The organism is Pseudochrobactrum asaccharolyticum, assembly GCF_003314995.1.
In the GTDB taxonomy this organism is placed as follows: Bacteria; Pseudomonadota; Alphaproteobacteria; order Rhizobiales; family Rhizobiaceae; genus Pseudochrobactrum; species Pseudochrobactrum asaccharolyticum.
On the sequence record NZ_QNRH01000004.1, the window covers coordinates 496175 to 523126 of the forward strand.

Annotated in this window: 19 protein-coding genes and 1 pseudogene; 10 read left to right on the forward strand and 10 right to left on the reverse strand. The window is 51.0% G+C overall.

The window, feature by feature from the left end; translation table 11 throughout:
* Nucleotides 1-404 precede the first annotated feature (404 nt).
* Together DFR47_RS13535 and DFR47_RS13540 are read left to right on the forward strand one after the other, a co-directional pair.
* Nucleotides 405-1877: a DegQ family serine endoprotease gene (locus DFR47_RS13535; RefSeq protein WP_113944920.1), complete on the forward strand. Its 1473-nt coding sequence runs from the start codon at nucleotides 405-407 to the stop codon at nucleotides 1875-1877.
* An 85-nt stretch (nucleotides 1878-1962) separates the two neighbouring features.
* A complete protein-coding gene (locus DFR47_RS13540) occupies nucleotides 1963-3276 on the forward strand; it encodes a replication-associated recombination protein A (protein WP_113944921.1) in 1314 nt (437 codons plus the stop codon).
* Nucleotides 3277-3340: 64 nt separating this feature from the next.
* Here DFR47_RS13540 and DFR47_RS13545 read toward each other — a convergent pair whose 3' ends face one another.
* On the reverse strand, nucleotides 3341-5137 hold the full coding sequence (locus tag DFR47_RS13545) for a glucan ABC transporter ATP-binding protein/ permease (protein WP_113944922.1): 1797 nt from the start codon (nucleotides 5135-5137) through the stop codon (nucleotides 3341-3343).
* Between the two features lie 518 nt (nucleotides 5138-5655).
* Here DFR47_RS13545 and DFR47_RS13550 point away from each other — a divergent pair.
* From DFR47_RS13550 to DFR47_RS13565, 4 genes and pseudogenes are all read left to right on the forward strand, one after another.
* Nucleotides 5656-6639 (forward strand): RluA family pseudouridine synthase, encoded by a 984-nt coding sequence (locus DFR47_RS13550; RefSeq protein WP_113944923.1) that lies wholly within the window; start codon nucleotides 5656-5658, stop codon nucleotides 6637-6639.
* Between the two features lie 144 nt (nucleotides 6640-6783).
* A pseudogene (locus DFR47_RS13555) lies at nucleotides 6784-7644 on the forward strand (DMT family transporter); the annotation flags it as partial.
* 74 nt (nucleotides 7645-7718) lie between these two features.
* Complete coding sequence (locus DFR47_RS13560; protein ID WP_113944925.1) at nucleotides 7719-8372, forward strand: HAD-IA family hydrolase; 654 nt, start codon at nucleotides 7719-7721, stop codon at nucleotides 8370-8372.
* 41 nt (nucleotides 8373-8413) lie between these two features.
* Nucleotides 8414-9226, forward strand: a complete 813-nt coding sequence (locus DFR47_RS13565) for an ATP12 family chaperone protein (RefSeq protein ID WP_113944926.1) — start codon at nucleotides 8414-8416, stop codon at nucleotides 9224-9226.
* Nucleotides 9227-9388: 162 nt separating this feature from the next.
* On the opposite strand, the gene glnA is transcribed toward DFR47_RS13565, so the two are convergent.
* Together glnA and DFR47_RS13575 are read right to left on the reverse strand one after the other, a co-directional pair.
* Nucleotides 9389-10798: a type I glutamate--ammonia ligase gene (glnA, locus tag DFR47_RS13570; RefSeq protein ID WP_113944927.1), complete on the reverse strand. Its 1410-nt coding sequence runs from the start codon at nucleotides 10796-10798 to the stop codon at nucleotides 9389-9391.
* 171 nt (nucleotides 10799-10969) lie between these two features.
* Nucleotides 10970-11308 (reverse strand): P-II family nitrogen regulator, encoded by a 339-nt coding sequence (locus DFR47_RS13575; protein ID WP_113944928.1) that lies wholly within the window; start codon nucleotides 11306-11308, stop codon nucleotides 10970-10972.
* 476 nt (nucleotides 11309-11784) lie between these two features.
* Between DFR47_RS13575 and DFR47_RS13580 the strand changes: the two genes are divergently transcribed.
* Nucleotides 11785-13287 carry an NAD(P)H-hydrate dehydratase gene (locus DFR47_RS13580; RefSeq protein ID WP_113944929.1) on the forward strand — a complete coding sequence of 501 codons (1503 nt, stop codon included), beginning with the start codon at nucleotides 11785-11787 and terminating at the stop codon, nucleotides 13285-13287.
* A gap of 122 nt (nucleotides 13288-13409) precedes the next feature.
* On the opposite strand, the gene uvrA is transcribed toward DFR47_RS13580, so the two are convergent.
* Nucleotides 13410-16331, reverse strand: a complete 2922-nt coding sequence (uvrA, locus tag DFR47_RS13585; RefSeq protein ID WP_113945019.1) for an excinuclease ABC subunit UvrA — start codon at nucleotides 16329-16331, stop codon at nucleotides 13410-13412.
* Between the two features lie 1263 nt (nucleotides 16332-17594).
* Here uvrA and DFR47_RS13590 point away from each other — a divergent pair.
* The 3 genes from DFR47_RS13590 (at nucleotide 17595) to DFR47_RS13600 (ending at nucleotide 20666) form a co-directional block, all read left to right on the forward strand.
* The gene (locus DFR47_RS13590) at nucleotides 17595-18710 is read left to right on the forward strand and encodes a DmpA family aminopeptidase (RefSeq protein ID WP_113944930.1); all 1116 of its coding nucleotides are present in this window, start codon (nucleotides 17595-17597) and stop codon (nucleotides 18708-18710) included.
* Nucleotides 18711-18971: 261 nt separating this feature from the next.
* The gene (ttcA, locus tag DFR47_RS13595; protein WP_113945020.1) at nucleotides 18972-19829 is read left to right on the forward strand and encodes a tRNA 2-thiocytidine(32) synthetase TtcA; all 858 of its coding nucleotides are present in this window, start codon (nucleotides 18972-18974) and stop codon (nucleotides 19827-19829) included.
* Between the two features lie 12 nt (nucleotides 19830-19841).
* On the forward strand, nucleotides 19842-20666 hold the full coding sequence (locus DFR47_RS13600; RefSeq protein ID WP_113944931.1) for an inositol monophosphatase family protein: 825 nt from the start codon (nucleotides 19842-19844) through the stop codon (nucleotides 20664-20666).
* Nucleotides 20667-20713: 47 nt separating this feature from the next.
* On the opposite strand, the gene DFR47_RS13605 is transcribed toward DFR47_RS13600, so the two are convergent.
* From DFR47_RS13605 to DFR47_RS13630, 6 genes are all read right to left on the reverse strand, one after another.
* Nucleotides 20714-22012 carry a multidrug effflux MFS transporter gene (locus DFR47_RS13605; RefSeq protein WP_281011641.1) on the reverse strand — a complete coding sequence of 433 codons (1299 nt, stop codon included), beginning with the start codon at nucleotides 22010-22012 and terminating at the stop codon, nucleotides 20714-20716.
* Nucleotides 22013-22574: 562 nt separating this feature from the next.
* On the reverse strand, nucleotides 22575-22907 hold the full coding sequence (grxD, locus tag DFR47_RS13610) for a Grx4 family monothiol glutaredoxin (RefSeq protein ID WP_113944932.1): 333 nt from the start codon (nucleotides 22905-22907) through the stop codon (nucleotides 22575-22577).
* Between the two features lie 124 nt (nucleotides 22908-23031).
* Nucleotides 23032-23265, reverse strand: a complete 234-nt coding sequence (locus tag DFR47_RS13615; RefSeq protein ID WP_022711527.1) for a BolA/IbaG family iron-sulfur metabolism protein — start codon at nucleotides 23263-23265, stop codon at nucleotides 23032-23034.
* A gap of 199 nt (nucleotides 23266-23464) precedes the next feature.
* The gene (gene purL / locus DFR47_RS13620; protein WP_113944933.1) at nucleotides 23465-25696 is read right to left on the reverse strand and encodes a phosphoribosylformylglycinamidine synthase subunit PurL; all 2232 of its coding nucleotides are present in this window, start codon (nucleotides 25694-25696) and stop codon (nucleotides 23465-23467) included.
* A gap of 101 nt (nucleotides 25697-25797) precedes the next feature.
* The gene (locus DFR47_RS13625) at nucleotides 25798-26196 is read right to left on the reverse strand and encodes a hypothetical protein (RefSeq protein WP_113944934.1); all 399 of its coding nucleotides are present in this window, start codon (nucleotides 26194-26196) and stop codon (nucleotides 25798-25800) included.
* Nucleotides 26197-26284: 88 nt separating this feature from the next.
* Nucleotides 26285-26938, reverse strand: coding sequence for a glutathione S-transferase family protein (locus DFR47_RS13630; RefSeq protein ID WP_113944935.1), 654 nt, complete (start codon nucleotides 26936-26938; stop codon nucleotides 26285-26287).
* Between the last annotated feature and the right edge of the window lie 14 nt (nucleotides 26939-26952).

A 26952-nucleotide genomic window follows, 5' to 3' on the forward strand; every position in this document is an offset into this window, starting at 1 on the left:
GCCGAGACCATATGTATTTTTCTCACAAATTTCATGTGTTTGTTTATATTGAGCGTGATTTTTGTATTTTTCATCCAGGCTTTGATTATGTTTTTTTATGGTAGGGATGTTTGAGCTGGAAATAATTATTATGCTTATTATGAGTGTTTTGAACATATTCTTACTTTTAGTTCCAAAAAAATATTTGTTTAAAATTTAACTTATTTCATTTTTTTCTGTTTGCAATTGCGTGAGTGTTCTTTGGTAATAAATTTAAAATATTGCGGCATCTTATGATTTTTTCATAAGCTTCTGTTTTGTTACAATTATTTAATTTTATGTTTGTGGATCAGCCTCTTTTCCGTCCTGTTTTGCAGCCTATATTCTTCTTAATCAGTCGGTTTCCGAAAAGTGGGATAAAAAATATGAGTGCACATCTGCAGAATGATCCGGCCAATGCGTCAGGGCGTCTTGGCAAAATTTACAAGGCCGGTCTGGCTATTTTACTGACCGGTGTTATTGCGGCAGGTACAATTTCTGTTTTTGCTCCGGCTGTGAGCACTCCTGCGGTTGCTGAAAAGCAGGTTCCGCAGTCCCATAGTGATATTCAGCTATCCTATGCACCTTTGGTGAAATCGACTTCCGGTGCGGTTGTGAATGTCTATGCCGGACGCAAAGTACAACAGCGCTCGCCATTTGCCGGTGATCCGTTTTTTGAACAGTTCTTCGGCGGCCAGATGCGCCCTAATAAGCCGCGCTTTGAGCAATCGCTCGGTTCCGGCGTGATCGTGGATGGTTCCGGCCTGATCGTAACCAATAATCACGTGATTGATGGTGCTGACGATATTAAGGTCGCGCTGGCTGACGGACGTGAATTCTCCTCTAAGCTGCTGCTGAATGATGTGACGACTGATCTGGCCATTCTCAAAATTGATGCCAAAGAACAGCTTCCGACTGTAAAGCTGGCCGACTCCGATAAGGTTGAGGTTGGTGATCTGGTGCTGGCTATCGGTAATCCGTTCGGTGTCGGACAGACCGTGACCAGTGGTATCGTTTCTGCCCAGTCGCGTACGCAGGTCGGTGTTTCGGACTTCGACTTCTTTATCCAGACGGATGCGGCGATCAATCCCGGTAACTCCGGCGGTGCGCTGATTGATATGCAGGGTAATCTGATCGGGATTAATACTGCGATCTATTCCCGTAGCGGCGGTTCCGTCGGTATTGGCTTTGCTATCCCGTCCAATATGGTTGCCGCGGTGGTCAAATCTGCGGAAAGCGGCAGTGACAAGTTTGAACGTCCTTATGTTGGCGCAACATTTCAGGCGATTACACCGGATATTGCTGCCGGTCTTGGTTTGAGACAGCCTTCTGGCGCCTTAATTACAGAGATTGTTGAAAAAGGCCCTGTTGCAGAGGCCGGCATCAAGGTCGGTGAGGTGATTACTGCCATCGATGGCGTCAAAGTCGATAATCCGGATGCGCTGGCCTATCGTGTGTCGACTGCCGGTATTGGCAAGACTGTACAGATGACTGTGCTGAATGACGGCAAATCCCGTGATGTTGCTGTTAAGCTTGCCCAGCCGCCAAAGGAAGTTCCGGCACGCGAAATTACGGGCCGTAACCCGCTGGCTGGTGCGCAGGTGCAGGACATCACGCCGGAGCTCGCCCGTAAAGCCCGTGTGGCACCGACAACACGTGGTGTTATGATCAGCGGCGTTAAAGATAATACACCGGCGCAGGCGATGAATTTGCGTGCAGGTGATATTGTGCGCGGCGTGAACGGTACGGCGATTGGCAATGTGGATGATCTGCAGACTGTTCTTTCTGCCGGACGCAATGCATTATGGCGTTTGGATATTGAGCGGGATGGTGTAATTTACCGTCAGTTTGTTCGCTGATTTTTATAACAACGGCTCCTCTGAAGCTGTTTGTGTATAACTGAAACGGGGAGGCCGGTTTGCGAAAGCAATCCGGCCTGTTGCTATGAGTGATTTATTTTCTTCTGCGCCGGATCCATTGGCTGATCGTAACCGTCCGCTGGCCGATCGTTTGCGCCCGCGATCTTTAAGCGAGGTTACAGGGCAGGAGCATCTGACCGGTGAGCAGGGAATACTCTCCCGTATGATTGCTGCAGGCAGTCTCGGCTCAATGATCTTCTGGGGGCCACCCGGAACCGGCAAGACGACCATTGCACGTTTGCTGGCTGGTCATACAGATTTAGCTTTTGAGCAAATCTCGGCAATTTTCTCCGGTGTTGCGGATCTCAAGAAGGTTTTTGAAACCGCACGGGCGCGGCGCATGTCCGGTCGCCAGACATTGCTGTTTGTCGATGAGATACATCGCTTCAACCGTGCGCAGCAGGATAGTTTTCTGCCGGTGATGGAAGACGGTACAGTCGTGTTGATTGGTGCGACGACTGAGAACCCATCTTTTGAACTCAATGCCGCTCTGTTGTCCCGTGCGCGGGTTCTGACCTTCAAACCACATGATGAGAACAGCATCACCACTTTGCTCGCCAGAGCCGAAGAGGTGGAGCAGAAGCCATTGCCGCTGGATGCGGATGCCCGTGCCAGTCTGGTGCGTATGGCAGACGGTGATGGCCGTGCGGCGCTGACACTGGCTGAGGAAGTCTGGCGTGCGGCAAGGCCGGAAGAAGTGTTTACCGCTGAACAATTGCAGGACATCGTTCAGCGTCGTGCGCCGGTCTATGACAAAGGGCAGGACGGGCATTACAATCTGATCTCGGCACTACATAAGTCTGTACGCGGATCAGACCCTGATGCAGCACTGTATTACTTAAGCCGCATGTTTGATGCGGGGGAAGACCCGCTCTATCTCGGGCGCCGTCTGGTACGAATGGCGGTGGAGGATATCGGCCTTGCCGATCCGCAGGCGCTTGTCATCTGTAATGCTGCCAAAGATGCCTATGATTATCTAGGCTCTCCGGAAGGGGAGCTGGCACTGGCGCAGGCCTGCGTCTATCTGGCGACCGCCCCGAAATCCAATGGCGTTTATATGGCCTATAAAGCCGCCAGACGCGCTGCCAAAGAAAATGGCTCCTTGCTGCCGCCGAAGCACATTCTCAACGCACCAACCAAGCTGATGCGTGATGAGGGCTACAACGAGGGCTACCGGTATGATCATGATGAACCGGATGCGTTTTCAGGGCAGAATTATTTCCCCGAAAAAATGGGGCGGCAGCAATATTACGATCCGCCGGAACGCGGTTTTGAACGGGATATTCGTAAGCGCCTTGATTATTGGGCGAAATTACGGATTGAGCGCAACCAGAAATAATCTCGTATAAATACAATAAAAACCGGTGGTTAGCCGGGTTTTATCATTTTTAGATTCAGAGCGCTTATGCTGTCGCTTTGGACGGGAACCGTGTGACATTGCTGTTTTCTTCAATATCATCGGTCAGCTCTGCCTGTTCAGCCATCAGGCCGCCTGCACGCAGCAGCGAGGCAAAGCGACCGCCCTTGGCTGCGAGTTCATTGAAGCTGCCGCTTTCAACGATGTGACCTTTATCAAGGAATAGCACCAGATCAGCATTGCGCACGGTGGAAAGACGGTGAGCAATGATAAAGGTTGTGCGGTCAGAACTCAGGTCATCAATAGCCTGCTTGACCATGCCTTCGGTTTCCACGTCGAGCGCGGAGGTTGCCTCATCGAGCACCAGAATAGGCGCATCTTTAAGGATCGCACGGGCAATCGCCAGACGCTGACGCTCACCGCCGGAAAGCTGTGAACCACGCTCACCGGCAACCGTGTCATAACCTTCGCTTTTCGCCAGAATAAACTCATGGGCAGCGGCAGCTTTTGCAGCAGCATGAACTTCTTCATTGGTCGCATCATCCGCACCGATACGGATATTATCCTCAATCGAGCGGTTGAACATACCGGCATCCTGAAACACCGTTGCCATAGCTTTACGCAGCGACGAGCGGCTGACATTGCGTGTGTCTGTACCGTCAATGGAAATCTGACCGGCAACAGGATCATATACGCGCTGCAACAGGTTGATCAGTGTGGTCTTACCGGCACCTGTCGGGCCGACAATAGCCACAGTCTGACCAGCCTTGGCTGTAAAGGAAATGTCGTAGATGCCCTGACCGGAATTGCGGAACTCATAGGTCACTTTGTCGAAGACAACTTCACCCTGCACGTTTTTCAGGTCATTGGCAGCTTCCGGTTCTTCATGGGTTGCCACAGCATCTTCCATAGCGAAGAATTCTTCAAGTTTCGCGCGGGAGGAGGCGGTCTGGTTGATGAAGTTGCTGATCTGGTCAAGACGACCGATCATCAGCTGCGCAAAGCCGATAAAGGTAATCACTTCACCAACGCGCAGCTGGCCTTTTGATACCAGATAGGCACCGATCAGCAGTACAATCACCATGGAAATGGTGGAGGCCATGCGGTTCAGGCCGCTGGCGAGAGCCCACCAGTTCAGCACCGGACGCTGGGTTTTTTCCAGAGTTGCTGCGTAGTCACGCAGCGCTGAGGCTTCCGCATTGATACGGTTATAGCTCTGCAGTACGGAAATATTGCTGATTGTATCGCTGATATGCTCAAAGACTTTGTGATGGTGGCGCTCAACGGCTGCCTGACCATCTTTGGTTTTCTGAATAACCAGCTGGCCGATCATCACATAAATTGCACCCAGCACCATCAGGACGAGCGTCAGGCGTGCATCCATGCTCAGCGCAGTCGGGATCAGCACAGCCAGCGCCACAACAGTGGTCAGGTGGTTGCGCATGAATTCCAGCCACAGCGTAAACAGCGTGTCGGTCGCACGGATCAGTGTGTGTAATGCGTTGGACGTGCCGCGCTGCTGATGCCAAGCTAAGGGCATGGTGATGATACCTTCATAGCTCTTGGTCAGAACACCAAGGCGGCGCTTATGTGCCAACCGGTCGGCACCACGGGCGACCAGCACCACGGCGATAATGTTGAACACGCCGAGAGCCGCCCAGAGAGCGAGTGTCGGAATGATCACGGTTTTTTGTGAAATCGCATCAATGACCCGACCAAAAAGGACAGGCTCAAAAATGGTGATCACGCCAAGCGCAATATTCGCCAGCACGATAAGTGCTGTCGCTGTTCTCTCCGCAGAGAGATATTGCAGGGATCTCCAGTAAATGCGCACAATAGACACGGGCCACTCCGGTATAATGCCTGACCGAATTATATCCGCCAGTCAGATTGCGGTCAGAAAAACAAATGTTTAGCGGCAGCGGGAACATGATCCTGATTGCCGGAAACTGCAATGAAAATTGGTGTCCATAAGTGGCAATTTAAGTGCGAAACTGACCATAAATTACAACTATTTGTAACCTACTGTGATAGTTTACAGTAACTGACTGATAAAGCTGAATTTTTGCTTGTGGTCAGGAAATTTAATTGCGTTTAACAATCGGTGAAAATCCTGTGTTTTTAAGCGTTTGTGGCGATAAATTCCTGCATTGAATCAAAAACTGTGTGTTTGTCGGTTTTACTTGCAGGCAGGACACGCTGTTACAGAAAAGATGTTCTGCACGGTTGTAATGTCATCTAATGTTTCCATTTGGCGACGAAATGCTCTAGGAGCTTATTTCAGATTATACAGGCTGTATGGCTGGCATCAGATTTTGCCGCTGTGATGTGCCTCTCGAATTTTAGCGGAATTAAATAAATATGGCTGGCGTAGAACTTAAAACTGTAGATGCAGACGAAACAGGCATGCGCCTTGATCGCTGGTTTAAAATCCATTTTCCGGGGCTTGGCTTCGGACATTTGCAGAAATTGCTGCGTTCCGGCCAGATCCGTGTCGATGGTGGCCGTGTGAAAGCGGACAGCCGCTTGCAGGTCGGTCAGTCTGTGCGTATTCCGCCGCTTGGCCTTGATGAAAAAGAAGATAATACGCCGCTGACCGGTAAGACTATCCGTAATCAGAATGATGGTGATGTTCTCAAGAAAATGCTGATTTTTGAGAATGAGAAAGTCTATGTGTTCAATAAGCCTTCCGGTCTGGCCGTGCAGGGTGGTTCCGGCGTGGTGCGCAGTGTCGATTCGATGCTGGAAGCATGGCGCAATAAAAAAGGCGAAAAACCGCGTCTGGTACATCGTCTTGACCGTGATACATCCGGTGTTCTGGTAGTGGCGAAAACCCGTGGTGCTGCACAGGCGCTGACCAAGGCATTCCGTGAGCGCGATACCAAGAAGACCTATTGGGCTCTGGTTAAAGGTGTGCCGCGCAAGCGTGAGAATAAAATCTCCACATGGCTGGTGAAAGACAGCACACCGGATGGCGACCGTATGCGCGTTTGCCAGCATGGTGAGCCGGATTCCGATCACGCGGTATCATTCTATCGTGTGCTGGAAACAGCCGGTCAGAACCTGTCATGGCTGGAGATGGAGCCTTACACCGGCCGTACCCACCAGTTGCGTGTGCATGCGCTGCATATCGGGCACCCGATCATTGGTGATCCGAAGTATTTTGAAGCTGATATCAACTGGGATTTCCCAGGCGGCGTTCAGAACCGTTTGCATCTTCATGCGCGTCGTATCCGTATTCCTAATCCGGGTGGCGGCATGATTGATGTTTCTGCACCAATTCCGCCGCATATGGTGCAGTCGTGGAACCTGCTTGGTTTCGACGCGGATGCTGAACAGGACTGAGAAAGCTAAGCTTCAATAACAGAGCCGGTAAACCGGCCGGATTGCGCTTGATACGGGGATGAAATGGGTAAGGTCGCAGGGAACGCAGTGCCGGTAACGGCGCAGGTGGCAACAGGGTATGAGCGCCGCGCAACCATTGATACAATGGGCGTGGCGCTGATGTTATTCATCTGTGTGAGTTGGGGGATGAATCAGGTTGCTATTAAAATCGGCAATCAGGGCTTCAATCCGATGTATATGGCGGCGGCGCGTTCTTTTGTTGGTGGCCTGCTGGTTTTTCTCTGGTGTCAGTATCGCGGCATCACCTTGTTTCAGCGTGATAAAACGCTGATACCAGGGCTGGCGATTGGTCTTCTGTTCGGTCTCGAATTTGTGCTGATTTTTGCCGGACTGGATTTTACCAGTGCGGGGCGTTCGACGCTGATGATCAATACAATGCCGTTCTGGGTGGCGATCGGGGCGCATTTTCTGCTCGGAGAGCGTATTCGCCCGCTGACGATTGTGGGGATGATTATCGCCTTTGGCGGCGTGGTGCTGGTTCTGTCCGATGAATTATCCATGCCGGGCGAGAATGCGATCTATGGCGATCTGCTTTGCCTTGTGGCCAGTATTTTCTGGGCAGCGACAACGCTGGTGATCAAGAAGACCACACTGAGTGACGCAGCACCGGAAAAGACATTGCTCTATCAGCTGGTTATTGCCGCTATCGTGCCGATTGCTTTTGGCCCGCTGATGGGCGACGTGGTGCGCAATCCGACGATACTGACTTATGTTGCCTTCATCTTTCAGGCGGCCTTTATTGTTGCCTTTACCTATCCACTGTGGTTCTGGATGATCCGCCGCTATCCGGCTTCGGCGCTTTCAAATTTCGCTCTGCTTATTCCGGCTTTCGGCGTTATTATGAGTGGCTTGGTGCTTGGCGAGCCGATGAGCTGGAAATTATTCGCGGCACTAGGTCTGATCGCGGGCGGATTATTCATTGCCAATTATGCGCAACGTATTGCAGTGCGAAAAGCTGCACAGCAATTTGATGCGCAAAATGCCGAGCTGGCAAAAACATTGCAGGAAAAAGCGACAACATGAAACTGGTGCTGTTTGATTGTGACGGAACGCTGGTCAATAGCGGCGGCGTGATTCACCGGTGTATGGCTGAGACTTTTGCCAATGCGGGTTTGCGTATTCCGGAACTCAATGAAACACAGGAAATAATCGGGCTGACGCTTAATCTGGCGATTTCTCAGGTCTCCGGCATTCCGATGGGTGCTGAGGTCGATCATCTGACCGAGCAATATAAGCTGCAATTTCGCAAAATCCGGCTGGAAGCGGATTTTGATGAACCTTTGTATGATGGTATTGCGGATTTAATTGACGGTTTGGCGCAGCAAGATGATATTTTGCTGGGTATGGTCACAGGCAAATCCCGTCGTGGTGTGGTCTCGGTGATGGAGCGCCATGGCTTTGAACCGCATTTTCTTGTATCACGTTGCGCAGATGATTGCCCGTCCAAGCCGCATCCGGCAATGGTGCTGGAATGTTGCCACGAGACGGGTTGCGATGTGTCGCAGACCTTTGTAATCGGTGACACGACTTACGATATGATGATGGCAGGCAGCGCCGGTGCCACCGCAATTGGTGTGAACTGGGGCTATCATAAGCCTGAGAGATTGAGTGAAGCGGGTGCCAGTGCGATTTTGCATCATCCGTCGGATTTGTTGGTTCAGCTTGCCCGCTGATTATGCGGAAGAGTTTTGAGCCGGAATATTTAGGAAATTTTATGCGCAATATTCTTGAAGATATCGAACAGGCGCGGCTCGATCATGAATCGATGCTGTCTGATCCTGATCCGGTTATCCGGGCACAGAAACAGATGCTGACACCGCTGCCAAAGCGTTTTTACAAGGATGTATCAGTAGGTGCCTATGAAGCGAGCGGCTTTGCCGTACTGTTAGACGGTAAGCTGGTGAATACGCCGCTGCGTAACAAACTGGTGGTGCCGACTGAGGCTGCCGCACAAATTTTGGCAGATGAATTCGCCCGTCAGGATACACATATTGATCCGAAGGATATGCCGGCTACGCGTCTGGTGAATACGGCAATTGATGGTGTGGCGGCAGAAATGCAGGCGGTGCAGGAAGAAATTCTGCGTTTCGCCGGTACTGATCTGCTGTGCTACCGTGCAGACAGTCCGAAGGAACTGGTTGAGCGTCAGCGCGAAAACTGGGATCCGCTGCTGGATTGGGCGGCAACACTTGGCGCTAATTTTGAAGTGACCGAAGGGCTGATGCATATCGCGCAGCCGCGTGAAGCACTGGCCGCCTTTGGTGCGCATCTGCGTATGGTGACAGACCCGATTGCACTCGCCACATTGCATGTGATGACAACGCTGTGCGGTTCGGCTGTAACCGGTCTGGCGCTGTTTAAAGGTGCCGTTGATCTGGATGCCGCATGGAAAGCTGCCCATGTCGATGAAGACTGGACAATTGAACAGTGGGGCGAGGATGAAGAGGCGCAGGCACGCCGTGCATGGCGCGAGAAGGAAATCCGCGCTGCTGTTATGATCGCCAAAGCGCTGTATAACACGCCTTGAAAACATTAAAAGAAAGCCGCTTCAGTATTTTCTGAAGCGGCTTTTTATTATGTGAAATATAAAATAACCAGTGCCTTACATGGATTGCCTGGTAATTAGATTCACTTGGAATTTTGCAATAAAAAACCCCGCTATTGGCGGGGTTCTTTTTCTGCTGGAAACTTAGCAGGAATAGTACATGTCGAATTCGATCGGATGCGGAGCCATTTCAAAGCGCATGACTTCCTGCATTTTCAGCTCAATGAAGCTGTCGATCTGATCGTCGCTGAACACATCGCCTGCTTTAAGGAAGGCGCGGTCTTTGTCGAGGCTCTGCAGCGCTTCACGCAAGCTACCGCAAACAGTCGGGATTTTTTTCAGTTCTTTAGCTGGCAGATCATAGAGATCTTTATCCATTGCCTGACCCGGATGGATCTTGTTCTTGATGCCGTCAAGACCGGCCATCAGGATAGCGGCAAAGCAGTAGTAAGGGTTTGCTGTCGGATCCGGGAAGCGGACTTCCAGACGTTTTGCTTTTGGCGAATTGCCAAGCGGAATGCGGCAGGAAGCTGAACGGTTACGGGCGGAATAGGCCAGCAGAACAGGTGCTTCATAGCCCGGAACCAGACGCTTATAGGAGTTGGTTGACGGGTTGCAGAAGGCATTCAGTGCTTTGGCATGTTTGATCACGCCGCCGATGAAGAACAGGCAGCTTTCCGACAGACCGGCATATTCGTTACCGGCGAAAGTTGGTTTGCCGTCTTTCCAGATGGAGACGTGAACATGCATACCCGAGCCGTTGTCGCCGAAGATCGGCTTAGGCATGAAGGTTGCAGTTTTGCCATAGGCGTTTGCAGTCTGGTGAACCACGTATTTGAAGAGCTGCATCTTGTCGGCATTGGCGACGAGTGTGTCGAATTTAACGCCGAGTTCATGCTGGGCAGCAGCAACTTCATGGTGATGCTTTTCAACAGTTACGCCCATTTCGGACAGTACTGTGAGCATTTCCGAGCGCATATCCTGACAGCTATCGATTGGAGGTACAGGGAAATAACCACCTTTTACGCGCGGGCGGTGGCCCATATTGCCGGTTTCGTAATCGGTGTCATCATTCGATGGCAGCTCATTGGAATCCAGCTTGAAGCCTGTGTTGTAAGGATCGTTCTTATATTTCACATCGTCGAAGATGAAGAATTCAGCTTCAGGGCCGATGAAAACAGTATCGCCGATACCGAGTGATTTCACATAGGCTTCTGCTTTTTTGGCAGTGCCGCGCGGATCGCGGTTGTAGGTCTCACCGGTAACCGGATCAAGAATGTCGCAGAGCAGAACCAGTGTGGAAGCTGCAAAGAACGGATCCATATGCGCAGAAGCCGGATCCGGCATCAGAACCATGTCGGATTCATTGATGGCTTTCCAGCCGCCGATGGAGGATGCGTCGAACATCACGCCGTCAGCAAACATTTCTTCATCAACCATACCCACATCCATAGTGACGTGGTGCAGCTTGCCTTTAGGATCGGTAAAGCGCAGGTCAACGAATTTAACGTCGTTGTCAGAGATCAGTTTCAGAATATCGTGAGCAGTCGTCATATGCGTGTTTCCTATTGAACGACGTTAAGCAGATTGTGTCTGGCCGGAAAACCGGCGAAATTTATAAGGTCAGAGCATTTTCATTTTATTTTCAAATATAGAAAATGCTCTATCTATTTGTTTCTACGCGTATCTTATCCGAAAACCGTTTCACACTTTTACGCGTACGCTTTAAATGGCGTCAGGACCGGTTTCACCGGTGCGGATACGGATCACTTCTTCAATATTGGAGATGAAGATTTTACCATCGCCGATACGGCCGGTTTGCGCGGCTTTGCGGATGGCTTCAACAGCGGCATCCACAGCATCATCAGCAAGCACGACTTCGATTTTTACCTTAGGCAGAAAATCAACAACATATTCCGCACCGCGGTAAAGCTCGGTATGGCCTTTCTGACGGCCAAAGCCTTTGGCTTCAAGAACAGTGATACCTTGCAGGCCGACGTCCTGAAGTGCTTCTTTGACTTCATCAAGTTTGAACGGCTTAATGATAGCTTCGATTTTTTTCATCAGAATGCTGCCTCCTGAGTTTTTACAGCGGTTCCAGTTAAGACTAAAGCGTTGGAACCGCTGTAACTGTTTGTTTTACGCATTATCCGACGCAAAACCGCTTCGCACTTTTGCTGGAAATGCTTTAATCCGATATTACACACGTGTTGAATGACTATAAGCATAAATCATGCCAAAGTGTTGATCTGGTGTGAAATAAAGTGAGAATTTTGTATTTTTAGCAGTGCTAGTCCGGTGCTCTTAATCGCTGCTGCTATTAAGTCATTGATACAATTGAATATGGCTCGTTTTAATAAAATGCGATCAATCCTAAATGTTCAAATATTTGTGTTTTAGATATGCTTATTTTTTAAACATTCATCTGGCGAAGCCGCATATGGTGTGAGATTAAGCGGGCAAGATTTTGTTTCTGATTAATATTTATTCAAGCTGCCTAAATATTAGGCAGTTGCCTTGAGATTGGCTTGTGAGGGGTAATCATGGAGCTGTTAACGCCGGATCAGATGTCTCGTGCTGATCAGCTGACGATTGCAGCTGGTACAGACAGTTATGCGCTGATGTGTAATGCGGGCGAGGCGGTTTATCAGCAAGCCAGCAGCTTTTGGCCGGATGCTCTGCGGATTGCCGTTCTCTGCGGGCATGGCAATAATGGCGGTGATGGTTATGTTGTCGCCCGACACTACCGGCAGGGTGGCAAGCATGTTTATTGCTTTAGTGATTTACCTCCGTACGATATTACTGATGCGTGGCAAGCACAGCATGCCTACACCACAGAGGGGGGTGAAATACTGCCTTTGTCGGTATTCGATCCAAAGCAATTTGATCTGGTGATTGATGCTTTTTACGGTGCCGGATTGTCACGCAATATTACGGGTGAGATTGCGGACTGTATTAATCAGCTCAATCAATCCGGTACGCCGGTTTGTGCAGTCGATTTGCCCAGCGGTATTTCAGGTGACAGCGGACAAATCATGGGAACAGCTGTTAAGGCCGACCTGACAGTCAGCTTTTTCCGCAAAAAGCCCGGCCATTTGTTGCAGCCGGGGCGGGAGCATTGCGGCTGGCTCAGCCTTTATAATATTGGCATTGAAACTTCCGTTTTGCAGGACATTCATCCGCAGCTTTATGAAAACGATACTGAACTATGGGAAAAGCTGCTGCCTTGGGCTGATGTGAACAGTCATAAATTCAGTCGCGGGCATGTGGCTGTGTTCTCAGGCGGGTTGACGGCTACAGGTGCAGCACGGCTGAGTGCGGCGGCGGCTGCGCGTGCAGGTGCAGGACTGGTAACTGTTATTGCGCCTGATGAAGCTCTGCCTGTACATGCTGCACAACTGACGAGTGTGATGTTGCGACCATTGCAGGATGATGCAACTGTGGTGGAGTTTTTCAAGCAACGTCAAGTGCGGGCAGCCGTTCTGGGCCCTGCATTTGGCGATTTACAACGCGCATCTGAGCTTACCTTGTCAATGTTGCAAAGTGGTGATCTTGGCGCGCTGGTGCTGGACGCGGACGGTTTGACTGCGTTTAAAGATCAGCCACAAAGATTATTTGATGCTGCAAAAACCTCTAAACCTTCACTGATCGTCACGCCGCATGAGGGGGAGTTTCACCGCTTGTTCGGCGCTGTTGTGAATATGCAGGCCGATAAAGTCACCCGTGCGAGACAGGCTTCCTCTCTGAGCAATGCTGTGGTGATTTACAAGGGCGCAGATACAGTGATTGCAGCACCGGATGGCCGTGCTGCGATTAACATCAATGGCAATGCATTGCTGGCTACGGCCGGTTCCGGCGATGTGCTGACCGGTATTATTGCCAGCTTGTCGGCGCAGGGAATGCCAGCATTTGAAGCGGCATGTGCCGCTGTCTGGATTCATGCGGAAACGGCGAATTATTATGCGGAAGCCGCACCAAAGGGCATGATTGCCGAGGATATGCCAGCATTGATACCTCAAATCTGGGCGCGTTTAGCTGATTAGCACCTGATTTTTTGGGGAGACTGCAGAGGTGTTGTCGACCCCGCTTCTATTCCTGCGTTTCTAATAAAAACGCCGCGTAAATTGTTACGCGGCGTTTTCGTATGCATGTATTGCGCTGCCTTTTATTCCGCAGCCAATGTTTTTCCGTCCGGACGGCGTTCCAGCAACTCTTTGAGGAAATGACCGGTATAGGAGCGCGGCTCGGCAACGATATCTTCCGGACGACCGACTGCAACGATTTCACCGCCACCGTCACCGCCTTCAGGTCCCAGATCCAGCACCCAGTCCGCGGTTTTGATGACCTCGAGATTGTGCTCAATCACGGCAACCGTATTGCCCTGATCAACCAGTTCGTGCAGCACTTCCAGAAGCTTGGCAACGTCGTGGAAATGCAAACCGGTTGTCGGCTCATCAAGAATATACAATGTCTTGCCGGTTGCGCGGCGGGAGAGTTCTTTGGCGAGCTTAACGCGCTGGGCTTCACCTCCGGAGAGGGTGGTCGCCTGCTGGCCGATTTTGATATAGCCGAGGCCGACACGATGCAGGGTTTCCATCTTGTCACGGATACTCGGTACAGCAGAGAAAAACTCCACGCCTTCTTCAACCGTCATATCAAGAACATCAGCGATGCTTTTGCCTTTAAACAGAACTTCCAATGTTTCGCGATTATAGCGTTTACCGTTACAGACATCGCAAGTCACATAAACATCCGGCAGGAAGTGCATTTCAATCTTGATAACACCGTCACCCTGACAGGCTTCGCAGCGTCCGCCTTTGACGTTGAAAGAGAAGCGTCCTGGCTGATAGCCGCGTGCTTTGGCTTCCGGCAGACCGGCGAACCAGTCGCGGATTGGTGTGAAGGCACCGGTATAAGTGGCCGGATTGGAACGCGGGGTGCGGCCAATCGGTGACTGATCAATATCAATCACTTTATCCAGTAGTTCCAGACCTTCAATCCGGTCATGTTCTGCCGGATGTTCGCGCGAACCCATAATCTTGCGCGATGCGGCTTTGAACAGGGTTTCAATCAGGAATGTGGACTTGCCACCGCCGGACACGCCGGTTACTGCGGTAAAGGTGCCGAGCGGAATTTCACCGGTTACGTTTTTAAGATTATTGGCACGGGCGCCGACAACTTTAATACGCTTGGATTTTGTGATCTTACGGCGTTCTGCAGGAACCATAACCTGCATTGCGCCGGAGAGATATTTGCCGGTGAGCGAGTTCGGGTTACTCATGATCTCCGCTGGTTTGCCTTCAGCAATAACCTGACCACCATGAATACCTGCCGCAGGGCCGATATCGACCACATAGTCTGCAGTGAGGATGGCATCTTCATCATGCTCAACCACGATCACAGTATTGCCGAGATCGCGCAGATGACGCAGCGTGTCGAGCAGGCGGGCATTGTCGCGCTGGTGCAAACCGATGGATGGTTCGTCAAGCACATAGAGTACGCCGGTGAGGCCGGAGCCGATCTGCGAGGCGAGACGAATACGCTGGCTTTCACCACCGGACAGTGTGCCGGAGTTACGCGACAGCGAGAGATAATCCAGCCCGACATCGTTGAGGAAGCGCAGGCGCTCACGGATTTCTTTCAGAATACGGGCAGCGATTTCATTCTGCTTATCATTGAACTGCTGATCAATCGTGCTGAACCATTGGTCAGCATTGCGGATCGACATTTCGGTCAGCTGGCCGATATGCATCTTGCCGACTTTAACGGCCAGTGCTTCCGGTTTCAGGCGATAGCCTGCGCAAGCCGGACAAGGGGTGGCCGACATATAGCGTTCGATCTCTTCACGCGACCAGTTGGAGTCGGTTTCTTTCCAGCGGCGCTGCAGATTAGGGATAACGCCTTCAAATGTCTTGGTGGTTTCGTAAGAACGTGAGCCGTCCTTATAGACAAAGGTAATTTCTTTGCCCTTCGTGCCATGAAGCACAGCCTTCTTAGCGTCTTCGCTCAGATCCTGCCATTTATCGGTCAGCTTGAAACCATAGGCTTTACCCAAGGCTTCCAATGTCTGATTGTAATATGGTGATGAGGACTTTGCCCAAGGCGCAATTGCACCGTCTTTCATGCGCAGAGTTTCATCCGGCACAATCAGGTTGGGATCAATTGCCTGTTGTGAACCCAGACCATCACAGGTCGGGCAGGCACCAAACGGGTTGTTAAAGGAGAACAGGCGCGGTTCGATCTCGGCAATTGTAAAACCGGAGACAGGGCAGGCGAATTTTTCCGAGAATAACACACGCTCATGGGTCTCGTTCTTGGATTTATTGACACTGTCTGCTGCTGTTGCTTCCGGGGGCAGCGGCTTGTCTGCAAATTCGGCAATCGCCAGACCTTCTGCGAGTTGCAAGCAGGTTTCCAGACTGTCGGCCAGACGCGAAGCGAGGTCAGGGCGCACCACAACGCGGTCAACCACAACATCAATGTCGTGCTTGTATTTTTTGTCCAGTGCCGGTGCATCGGCGATTTCATAGAATTCGCCGTCAATTTTGACGCGCTGGAAGCCTTTTTTCTGCAGTTCGGCCAGTTCTTTGCGGTATTCACCCTTACGGCCACGCACAATCGGCGCCATGATATAGAGCCGTGTGCCTTCTTCAAAAGCCATTACGCGGTCAACCATCTGGCTGACAGTCTGGCTCTCAATCGGCAGGCCGGTTGCAGGGGAGTAAGGAATACCGACACGCGCATAGAGCAGGCGCAGATAATCGTAAATCTCGGTGACAGTACCGACCGTTGAGCGCGGGTTGCGGCTGGTGGTTTTCTGTTCAATAGAAATGGCAGGAGACAGACCATCAATCTGGTCGACATCCGGCTTTTGCATCATTTCCAGAAACTGGCGCGCATAGGCTGAAAGACTCTCGACATAACGACGCTGACCTTCCGCATAGATTGTATCGAAAGCAAGCGACGACTTGCCCGAGCCGGACAGGCCGGTCATGACAATCAGCTTGTCACGGGGCAGGTCAATATCAATATTTTTCAGATTATGTTCGCGGGCGCCGCGAATGGAGATAAATTTTTGATCGCTCATCAGCATTGTGCCTGCGTTGGATGCATAACATTTGGCCGGTTAAATCAGACAAGCAGAGATTACTCTGTCCGCAGCCGAAACTCAGACATTTATATAGGTGGGCTCTGCTTAAACTCAATATTGGCCGGATTTACAGAAGAATGATGTGCACTGACCTGTAAGAGGACTCATGCAGACTACTCTTTGCTTTGATCTGATTTATAGAACAAAATATGAACCTAAGTCCAGTCAGATTCTGAAATACACGTCAGAGTGCGGGTGTTTCTCATCTAAGCTCATCAAATAATGGTGTAATATAATGTGAAAAGCTGTGAGTTGACGGTCGGGCTTGCGGAGAGCACACTGAAATTGTCTTCAGCTCCAGCGGAGGAAAGGGACTACAAGTCCCGACATGCTGAAGACGGGCATAAGCCAGACAGGAACTATTCTGTTCTGCGCGCAAACAGGAGGAATATAAGGATGAGTCCACCTGACCATGCATGACGATATTATATCGTCGGAAACTAATGTTTTTTCTGAAACTACCGGATTTTTATGAAAGCTATCTGAAAAATAGTTTGAATAGAATGGTCAATAACGCAACTTACCTGTCTGAATGCTTCGGCAACCGATGATGCAGTTACGGATTTGATGAAAGTGGTACGGTTCTGAAAATATGGCTGAATGCTATATCTGCGGTTTGGAACCAAACTGTCACAAATGAAAGTTGAAGTGTGGTTTTACTGAAAGAGCAACAATTTATCTCTACTGCAAATAAACTGCCTTCATGGCGGATATTTGAAATCTTGTCGGCGAATGACTACCGGCAAAATGGGATGAACCCCAATCAAAAGCCCTGCGCGCCAAAATAAGTGAGCGGCAGGGCATTTTTGTATGCGCGTAAATTAGAGCATAATTCTCTAAACTTGAATCAGTTTAAGATGAAATTATGCTCTCATTTTAAAGTGTTAGAGCGACCTTTGTGTGCCAAGTCTGGCACACGGCGCTCTAATTACGCTGGCGGATGTACCTCTGCCCTGATTTATCTTCTCCCCAAAATTCTGATGATGACATAACCTGCCGGTAACGGCGGGATGAAAGCAATTGCGCGGATAAATTTGCGGTGCTTATATGCCCGCGGCGGTATCGGGGAGCATGACGATATACCGCCACGGAGGGTTCTCGAAAATCAGGACAAAACGCTGTTTTGTCTGAAGCAGTTTCGTGCTGAGGTGGCTCCTGCCTTTTGCGAAGTTGTTTGATTGCAGAATATGGAAATTTTTAATGACAAGCACATCGCATAAACCGCGCGCACGTGATCTCGGTATTCCGTTTACAGGAACAACAGGTCCGAATAATGCCATTACCGATGTTGAAGGCGTGACCGTTGGTTATTCGACGATTATCGAGGGTGAGGGTAAGCTTGAAACCGGCAAGGGCCCTGCGCGAACTGGTGTCACGGCTATTTTGCCGCGCGGAAAGACTTTTAATCCGGTTTTTGCCGGCTGGACATCTTTCAATGGTAATGGCGAGATGACCGGTACAACATGGCTTGAGGAGAGCGGTTTCCTAGAAGGGCCGATAGCGATCACCAATACGCATAGTGTGGGTGTGGTACGGGATTCCGTGGTGTCTTGGCTGATTGATAATGATCTGACAGGGCCTCATTTCAAGGACCTGTACTGGTTATTGCCGGTGGTTGCGGAAACATGGGACGGTATTCTGAACGATATCAACGGTATGCATGTGAAGAAAGAGCATGTCTATGCCGCGCTGGATAATGCTGCGGGCGGCAAAATTGCCGAGGGGAATGTCGGCGGCGGCACCGGCATGAACCTGTTTCACTTTAAAGGTGGTACCGGTACTTCATCGCGCAAGTTGAATGAAGATGAAGGCGATTATACTGTTGGTGTGTTGGTGCAGGGCAATTTCGGCAGACGGCAGGATCTAATGATTGCCGGTGTGCCGGTTGGTGAGGAAATCACCGAGCTGATGCAGGATACCTCGTGGACGCGTGAGGAGAGCGGTTCGATTATTGTTGTCGTGGCAACGGACGCTCCGCTGCTGCCGCATCAGCTTAAGCGGCTGACCCGCCGTGTCTCTGTCGGGCTGGGTCGTGTCGGTGGTTTTGGCGCCAATGGCAGCGGGGATATTTTCATTGCCTTCTCAACGGCCAATCCTGATGCTTATAGCCGTGAAGCCAATAGCCAGTTGGAGATGGTTTCCAATCATAAAATGGACCCGCTTATTCATGCCACTGCCTTGGCTACAGAAGAAGCGATTATCAATACGATGATTGCGGCTGAAACAATGAAGGGGCGGGACGATAATATCTCTTACGCGCTTCCGCATGACCGGCTGGTTGAAGTGATGAAAAAATATAACAGGTTTAGGAAATAACGATTTCTGATTGAAGAGGCGGCTGAAAAGCCGCTTCTTTGTTGCGAACAGGGACGGTTCGCTTTATTCGATGCTATCGAGCGCCGTGTGCCAGACTTGTGACACACAAAGGTTGCTCTAACAGCAGTTTTTGCAGCAGAGATATCTATGAATATTCACGACACAGCCCTGAACGGCGATACAGCTTCAGATTTGCAGGACAAATTGGCCAAGCCTATGCCGGTTTCCGATATCAGTCAGGAACTGGATGATTATGCATCCATGAGTGATGAGGATATGGGCGGAGACGGTTGTCACCCGCTGTTCCGTAATGTGCCGTCCTCGGTGGGCTTCAACAAGTTGCGTAAGCGTTTGTTGCGCCAGACCCGTCAGGCGATGGATGATTTCGCCATGGTGCGTCCTGGGGATCGCTGGCTGGTGGCGCTTTCCGGCGGCAAGGATTCATACGGCCTCTTGGCGCTGCTGCTTGATCTGAAATGGCGCGGTGTGTTGCCGGTCGATCTGATTGCCTGCAATCTCGATCAGGGACAGCCGAATTTTCCGAAACATATTTTGCCGGATTACCTGACCAAAAATCAGATTACCCATCGTATTGAATATCAGGACACTTATTCGATCGTGACGGATAAGGTGCCGGAAACCCAGACTTATTGCGCGCTTTGTTCGCGTTTGCGCCGTGGCAACCTGTACCGTGTTGCACGAGAAGAGGGCTGTTCGGCGCTGGTGCTTGGCCACCACCGCGAAGATATTCTCGAGACCTTCTTCATGAACCTGTTCCACGGTGGCCGTCTGGCATCGATGCCGCCGAAACTGCTGAATGATGAGGGCGATTTGCTGGTCTTGCGCCCGTTGGCCTATGCAGCGGAAGATGATCTGGCAAAATTTGCCACAGCTATGGAATTCCCGATCATTCCTTGTGATCTGTGCGGCAGTCAGGACGGCTTGCAGCGTAATATGATGAAGGCCATGCTGACCGATATCGAAAAGCGTATGCCGGGTCGTAAAGATACGATGATCCGCGCACTGGCCAATGTGCGCCCGAGCCATTTGCTGGATCGTAAGATTTTTGATTTTGCGTCGCTGATGGCGCCGGAACTCACATCTCCCTCAGAAGAATAACGGAAGCAGACTATGTTTGATCATCACGAGATTAACTGGCTGGCTGATTTGCTCGGCTCGACCGCTGATACGGAAATTCTGCCGCGATTTCGCCGGCTGGACAGCAGTGAAATTCGCCAGAAAACCTCGGCTGCTGATCTGGTAACTGAGGCCGATGTCAATTCGGAGAAGGTTATTACAGCTGCTCTGCGTGAGCGTTTTGCTGATGCCGTGATCGTGGGTGAAGAGGCTTGCAGTGAAAATCCGGCTTTACTGAACGGATTGAGCACGGCTGATCTGGCTTTCACCATTGATCCGGTGGATGGTACGTTCAATTTCGCATCCGGTGTGCCGCTGTTTGGTGTCATGCTCTCGGTCAATATCAAGGGTGAAACCGTTGCCGGTATCATCTATGATCCGATGGGGCGTGACTGGCTGATCGGTGTTAAAGGGGCAGGCAGTTATGTCCGCCGTGCCGATGGCAGTGAACACAAAGTGCGCGTTGCTGATGCGCCGCCATTGAACCAAATGACTGGTTGTGTGTCGTGGCAATATTTGCCGGAGCCGGATCGTACGCTGGTTGCCGGTAATCAGGCGAAATTTCTCTCGCATCTCGGCTATCGCTGTGCAGCGCATGAATATCGCGTGATTGCCACCGGTTCTGCGCATTTCGCGGTTTATAACAAGCTGATGCCTTGGGATCATCTGCCGGGCAATCTGATCCATCAGGAAGCGGGTGGCTATACCGCACGGCTTGACGGTAGTGCCTATAAGCCGGGTCATGTGGATGGTGGTTTGATTATCGCACCGGATGCAGATAGCTGGCAGGCGATCAAGCAGGCGCTGTGGCAGAAGTAATATGAGACACTAAAAAGCCCGCTGAAGAGCGGGCTTTTTTATTCGTATCATTTCTCAATCACATGCTGTGGTGACGGAGAAACCGCACGGAACAGTTTGCCCTGTTCCGCAATCAGCACAAACACCATCGCGATAGCACCGACAATAAAATAGCCGAGCGCCATCGGCACGGTTGTACCATTGAAGGACTGACCTATCAGCATGCCGATGGCTGCACCGGTCAGTGACTGTACAAAGCCAAGAACAGAAGAAGCTGTACCTGCAACCTGACCAAGCGGCTCCATTGCCAAAGCATTGAAGTTACCGCCGATTGAGCCGAAGCAGAACATGATCAGTGCGAAGATCACGATATAGATCGGAAACGGTACGGGACCATCAAAAAATACCGAAAGCAGGAACAGCAACAGGCTGAGGCTGATAAATGTAATCAGCAGGGTTTGCGAAATACGACGCATACCGAAGCGACCGACCATCCGTGAGTTGAGGAAGGCCGACAGCGCCATGAATGCTGCAACCGCTGCAAATGCCAGCGGAAAGCCGCGACCCAGATCATAAATGTCGACATAAATCTGCTGGGCTGAGTTGATAAAACCGAACAGCGAGCCGAGCATAAAGGATGCAGCCAGCGTGTAGCAGAATGCCACGCGGTTACCGATCACGATGCCAAAACCATTGATAACGGACTTGGCTGTGAAAGGGCGGCGGTTTTCCGGTGCAAGGGTTTCCGGCATACGGGCATAAGCCCAGAAACCGATCGCACAGGCAAAAAAGGCCATGAAACCGAAAATCATATGCCATTCGGAGAAGAACAGAATGACTTCACCGGTCGCTGGTGCAATCACCGGCACAATCATGAAAACCATCATTGCCAGCGACATGATTTCCGCCATTGCACGACCGGAATAGCGGTCGCGGACAATAGAAACAGTCATCACGCGGGTTGCTGCAGCACCAATACCCTGCAGAAAGCGCAAGGCCAGCAACATATTGAATTCCGGCACCCAGACGCAGGCAAGGGCAGTGGTGATATAAATACCAATACCGATCAATAGCGGTTTTTTGCGGCCAAAACGATCACTGATTGGGCCGTAGAACAGCTGCGAGATTGCAAAGCCGAACAGATAAACTGTTACGACATATTGGTGGTGGTTTGGTGTGAGAACACCAAGGGAAGAGCCGATTTCGGACAGAGCGGGCAGCATGACATCAATTGCCAGAGCATTGATGGCCATCAGCGCCGCAATAAGGGCAATAAATTCTACTTTGGATAGTTTAAATCCGTCAGCAGCCTGTTTGCCGGATGCAGATGCTACACCTGCGGGGAGTTCACTTTTCATCTTTGACATGCCTTGTCCGGCCGGAAATGCGGTCGGATAAATCGATTGCGGATCAGGAACCGGCGGAATGATTATGGCAATATCTGCTGCGATATTGTCTGAGCCGGAGGCTGAAGCGATGTTCCGTACACAGGCAAAATGCCGGAGTGATAACGAAACAGGAATATTTGAACAGCGCACGGGCAGAAACAGCCCGCAATCAGCTGAACGGAACGGGGGCGAAAGCCGTGCAGCCTCAAAATAGCTGCAGGGGCGTTCGCAATCTTGTTGCCTGAAAAATCAGGGAGGCATTTATTCGCAGTTTTACGACGCACCCTTGTAAAGGCGGCGCTGCAGATAAATACTGTTTGAAAATGTTTGATCCGGACAAACTGTCCGCTGTATCCGTGGGCTGTAAACCCGGATTTTCTGCGAAGCAGTCTTATAAACCGGTATATTCCAACATATAGGGATTTGCGCAGAGCGCAATCTGGCCGGAATGATAAATTCTATTTAATAGTTTAAATGAAAAAAAACGGCAGAAACTCTGCCGTTTTTTAGTATCACGATTTTGTGACGTTCTGATCTTTGATCAGGCTGCTTTGGTAGCAATGCCTTTTTCAGTCAGCAGAGCCTGCAATTCACCGGCCTGAAACATTTCACGCACGATATCGCAGCCGCCGATGAACTCACCTTTTACGTAAAGCTGAGGAATAGTCGGCCAGTTGGAATATTCCTTGATGCCCTGACGCATTTCGTCGGACGCCAGAACATTGATACCTTTGTAGTCAACGCCGATATAGTCCAGAACCTGAACAACCTGACCGGAGAAACCGCATTGCGGGAAATCCGGTGTGCCTTTCAGAAAAAGTACAACATCGTTGTTTTTGACTTCATTATCGATAAGCGCAGTGATGCCGCTCATGGAAGGATCCTTTCATTACCGGCGGGACAAATTCCGCCGGTTTAGACTTGAAGTAAATTTGTCTTAGATTTTACTGCTTTATGAACGAAACGGAAGTGATTTTCCAGAACGCGAAGCAGTTTTCTTATTCCGGTGCGCGGGTCTGCAGAGCGAGTGCGTGCAAAACGCCGCCCATATTGCCGCCGAGCGCGTCATAAACCATCTGATGCTGCTGAACGCGGGTCTTACCGCGAAAGGCTTCCGCTACGACTTCGGCAGCGTAATGATCACCGTCTCCGGCAAGGTCGCGGATGCTGACAACAGCGCCGGGAATGCCTGCCTTGATCATGTCTTCAATATCACCAGGTGCCATAGCCATATTAAAATCCTCCGAGAGCATTTTTTCTGATCAGAGCGTATCGCGGTCAATGTGTTCAGCCGCGCCCGCTCTGTTTTTGTTTGAGCGCGTATCTTGTCCAAAATGGTTTTACCGTTTGGGGATACGTATTTAAATTGGAGCCTGCGTCTCGGTGTTTCAAGACGCAGGCTCCGTTATTAACGGGTACTAAAATTTAGTATTAGATTTCGCCGTTCATATAGTCAGGGAACCATGATTCATAGGCCTGATGCAACTGTTCAACAGATACAGGCTTTGCTGAACCGAGAATAACAGATTTACCGCCGGTACGACCGATCAAAGGTGTTGAAATACCGGCTTTTTCTGCGCGGCTCTGTACCTGCGACAGATTGCCTTCGGTCACTGTCAGGACATAGCGTCCCTGATCTTCACCGAAGAAAGAGAGAACCGGATTATGTGCCGCTGGTTCATTGATGGTTGCGCCGATTTCGCCTTTGATGGCCATTTCAGCAACTGCCTGCGCCAGACCACCCGATGAGCAATCGTGAACAGCTGTCACCAGACCATCTTCGATCAGACCGCGAACGAAGTCACCGGTCGCTTTTTCATGCGCCAGATCAACATGGGGAGCAGGGCCGTCGATGCGGTTGTGAACGTCACGCATATAGGCAGACTGTGCAATATGTGTGCCCCAGCCTTCCGGTGCGCCGGCGAGCAGAATGGCTTCGCCTTCACCCGCAAAACGGATGCGTGCCATTTTCGACCAGTCTTTGATCAGACCAACGCCGCCGATTGTCGGTGTTGGCAGAATGCCCTGACCATTGGTTTCGTTGTAGAGCGAGACGTTACCGGAAACGATCGGGAATTCCAGCACGCGGCAGGCTTCGCCGATACCCTTGATCGCATGAACCAGCTGACTCATGATCTCAGGACGCTCAGGATTGCCGAAATTGAGGTTGTCGGTTGAAGCAAGCGGTGTTGCACCGGTTGCTGTCAGGTTGCGCCAGCATTCGGCAACAGCCTGCTTGCCGCCTTCAAACGGATCTGCTTCTACATAACGCGGTGTTACATCGGACGAGAAAGCCAGAGCTTTGGTTTCATGGCCGTCAACGCGGATCACACCGGCATCGCCACCCGGCAATTGCAGGGAGTTCCCCTGAATCAGCGTGTCATATTGTTCATAGACCCAGCGGCGGGATGAACCATTGGCGGAGTTGAGCAGCTTGATCAGGCTGTCTGCAATATCGGCAGAAGGTACATCATCGGCAGCAAGCGCTTTTGGCGCAACAGCCGGTGTCCACGGACGATCATATTCCGGAGCCTCATCACCGAGTTCTTTAATCGGCAGATCGGCAACCTGTTCACCCTGATGGAAGACGCGGAAACGCAGGTCGTCAGTGGTTTTACCAACGATTGCAAAATCCAGGCCCCATTTTTTGAAGATCGCCTGTGCTTCTGCTTCTTGTTCAGGACGCAGCACCATCAGCATGCGTTCCTGACTTTCCGAGAGCATCATTTCATAGGCAGACATCTGCTCTTCGCGCACCGGTACAGTGTCGAGGTTCAGTTCAATGCCTAGATCGCCTTTGGCGCCCATTTCAACGGCGGAGCAGGTGAGACCGGCAGCGCCCATATCCTGAATGGCGATAACCGCACCGGAAGCCATCAGCTCAAGGCAGGCTTCAAGCAGGCATTTTTCAGTGAACGGATCACCAACCTGAACGGTCGGGCGCTTTTCATCGATCGATTCATCAAATTCAGCCGATGCCATTGTCGCACCGCCAACACCGTCACGACCGGTTTTAGCGCCGAGATAAACGACCGGCAGGCCAACACCTTCCGCTTTGGAATAGAAAATCGCATCGGATTTTGCGAGACCGGCTGCAAAAGCATTGACGAGGATGTTGCCGTTATAACGGGCGTCGAATTCCACTTCACCGCCAACAGTCGGCACGCCGAATGCATTGCCGTAACCGCCAACGCCGGAGACAACACCGGAAACGAGGTGGCGGGTTTTTGGATGCTCAGGTGCACCAAAACGCAGTGCATTCATGGCCGCAACAGGACGGGCGCCCATGGTGAACACGTCACGCAGGATGCCGCCAACGCCGGTTGCCGCGCCCTGATAAGGCTCGATGTAAGACGGGTGGTTGTGACTTTCCATTTTGAAAACAACGCAATCGCCGTCATCAATATCGACAACACCGGCATTTTCACCCGGACCCTGAATAACGCGCGGGCCGGTTGTTGGCAGCGTGCGCAGCCATTTTTTGGAGGATTTATACGAGCAATGCTCGTTCCACATTGCCGAGAAAATACCCAGCTCCGTAAAGCTTGGCTCACGACCGATCAGGTCAAGAATGCGCTGGTATTCATCGGGCTTGAGGCCGTGTGCGGCAATCAGTTCCGGTGTGATCGGGTAATCATTACGGATTGACTTTTTGCTGTCCATATCGGTGTCGCTGTCTTCTTTGATCTATGAGCCGGAGCTCGGATATGTGATTGGTGTGATGCTTATTTAAAATATTAGCAGCTTCGCTGACTTTGTTTTCGTTAGCAGCTTCGCTGGCCGGACGCCCAGCGCGCTGTATCGCGCTCGATGCGTTCCGCAAGCGGACTTTGCATTAACGGGCCGAAACGCTCCATACGTCCCGGATTGCCTTCTGCCTGCACAACCAGCAAAGGCCGGTCATTCGGGTTCTTTGCCGGAACTACGAGAATACGCGGGCGGCCGGTATAGGAAACCAGTTCCGGTGCAAGGGTATATTGACGAAACTCAGAATCGCCGGATTTAAACCAGCATTGCTTAGCACCAAGCGCCACGCGTTCCATGGTTGCCAAGGCTGTATGACTAACATTACCTGTTGCCGGAGGCGGTGCTTTTTTAGACGCGAGACATCCGCTTAAAGCAACTGCGGACAAAGCCATTACAATACCATGCGCCAATTTCATTAAAGACTAAGCTCCGCAGAGGAATGATATGAGAATTATAGTTGGGCAGAGCCTGACTGTCTTGAGCAGGCTCTGCGGATTGGTTTGATCAGCTTGCAGCTTTCGCTATCGCTTTTCTGGCGTCGTGCATTTCACCTAGTACGGATGCGATTTCCGGAATGCCCTGTGCATTGGTCTGATAGCCTTCAATCTTCGGGCAATCTTCCAGAATAGCTTCAAAGCTCGGGAAGCGACGCAGACTTTCCAGCAGATAACGGGTAGGTGCCAGCCATGCATCGGCCAGAGTAACCTGTTCACCAAGCGCATAAGGGCCTGAAGAAATACGGTCTTCAACGGTTTTCAGTGCATGACGTACGTGGTCGAAAATCTTGGCGGTTTTTTCAGCAGGAAACGGATTGGCAGGGCCAGCCAGCAAAACCGGAATGATCGACGGCAGCACATCCAGATCGAGCAGGCGCATGATGATGCGAATCTGTGCACGGTCTTTCGGATCGGCAGGCAGCATCGGTTTTTCAGGAAAACGCTCTTCCAGATATTCAGCAATAACGGAAGCTTCAAACAGGGTTTCGCCCGAGCCGGTGATCAGAACCGGAATACGGCGCATCGGTGAAATTTCCCGAAACTCTTCCGGCAGCGGTGGTCCCGCAGGTGCGTCGACCAGTTTTAGCGGCAGGTCTTTGACCTCAGCAATAATGCGGATAAAGGCGCAGTAAGGTGATAAAGGCTTATTATAGAGCTTCATAGTACTTCCTCCCG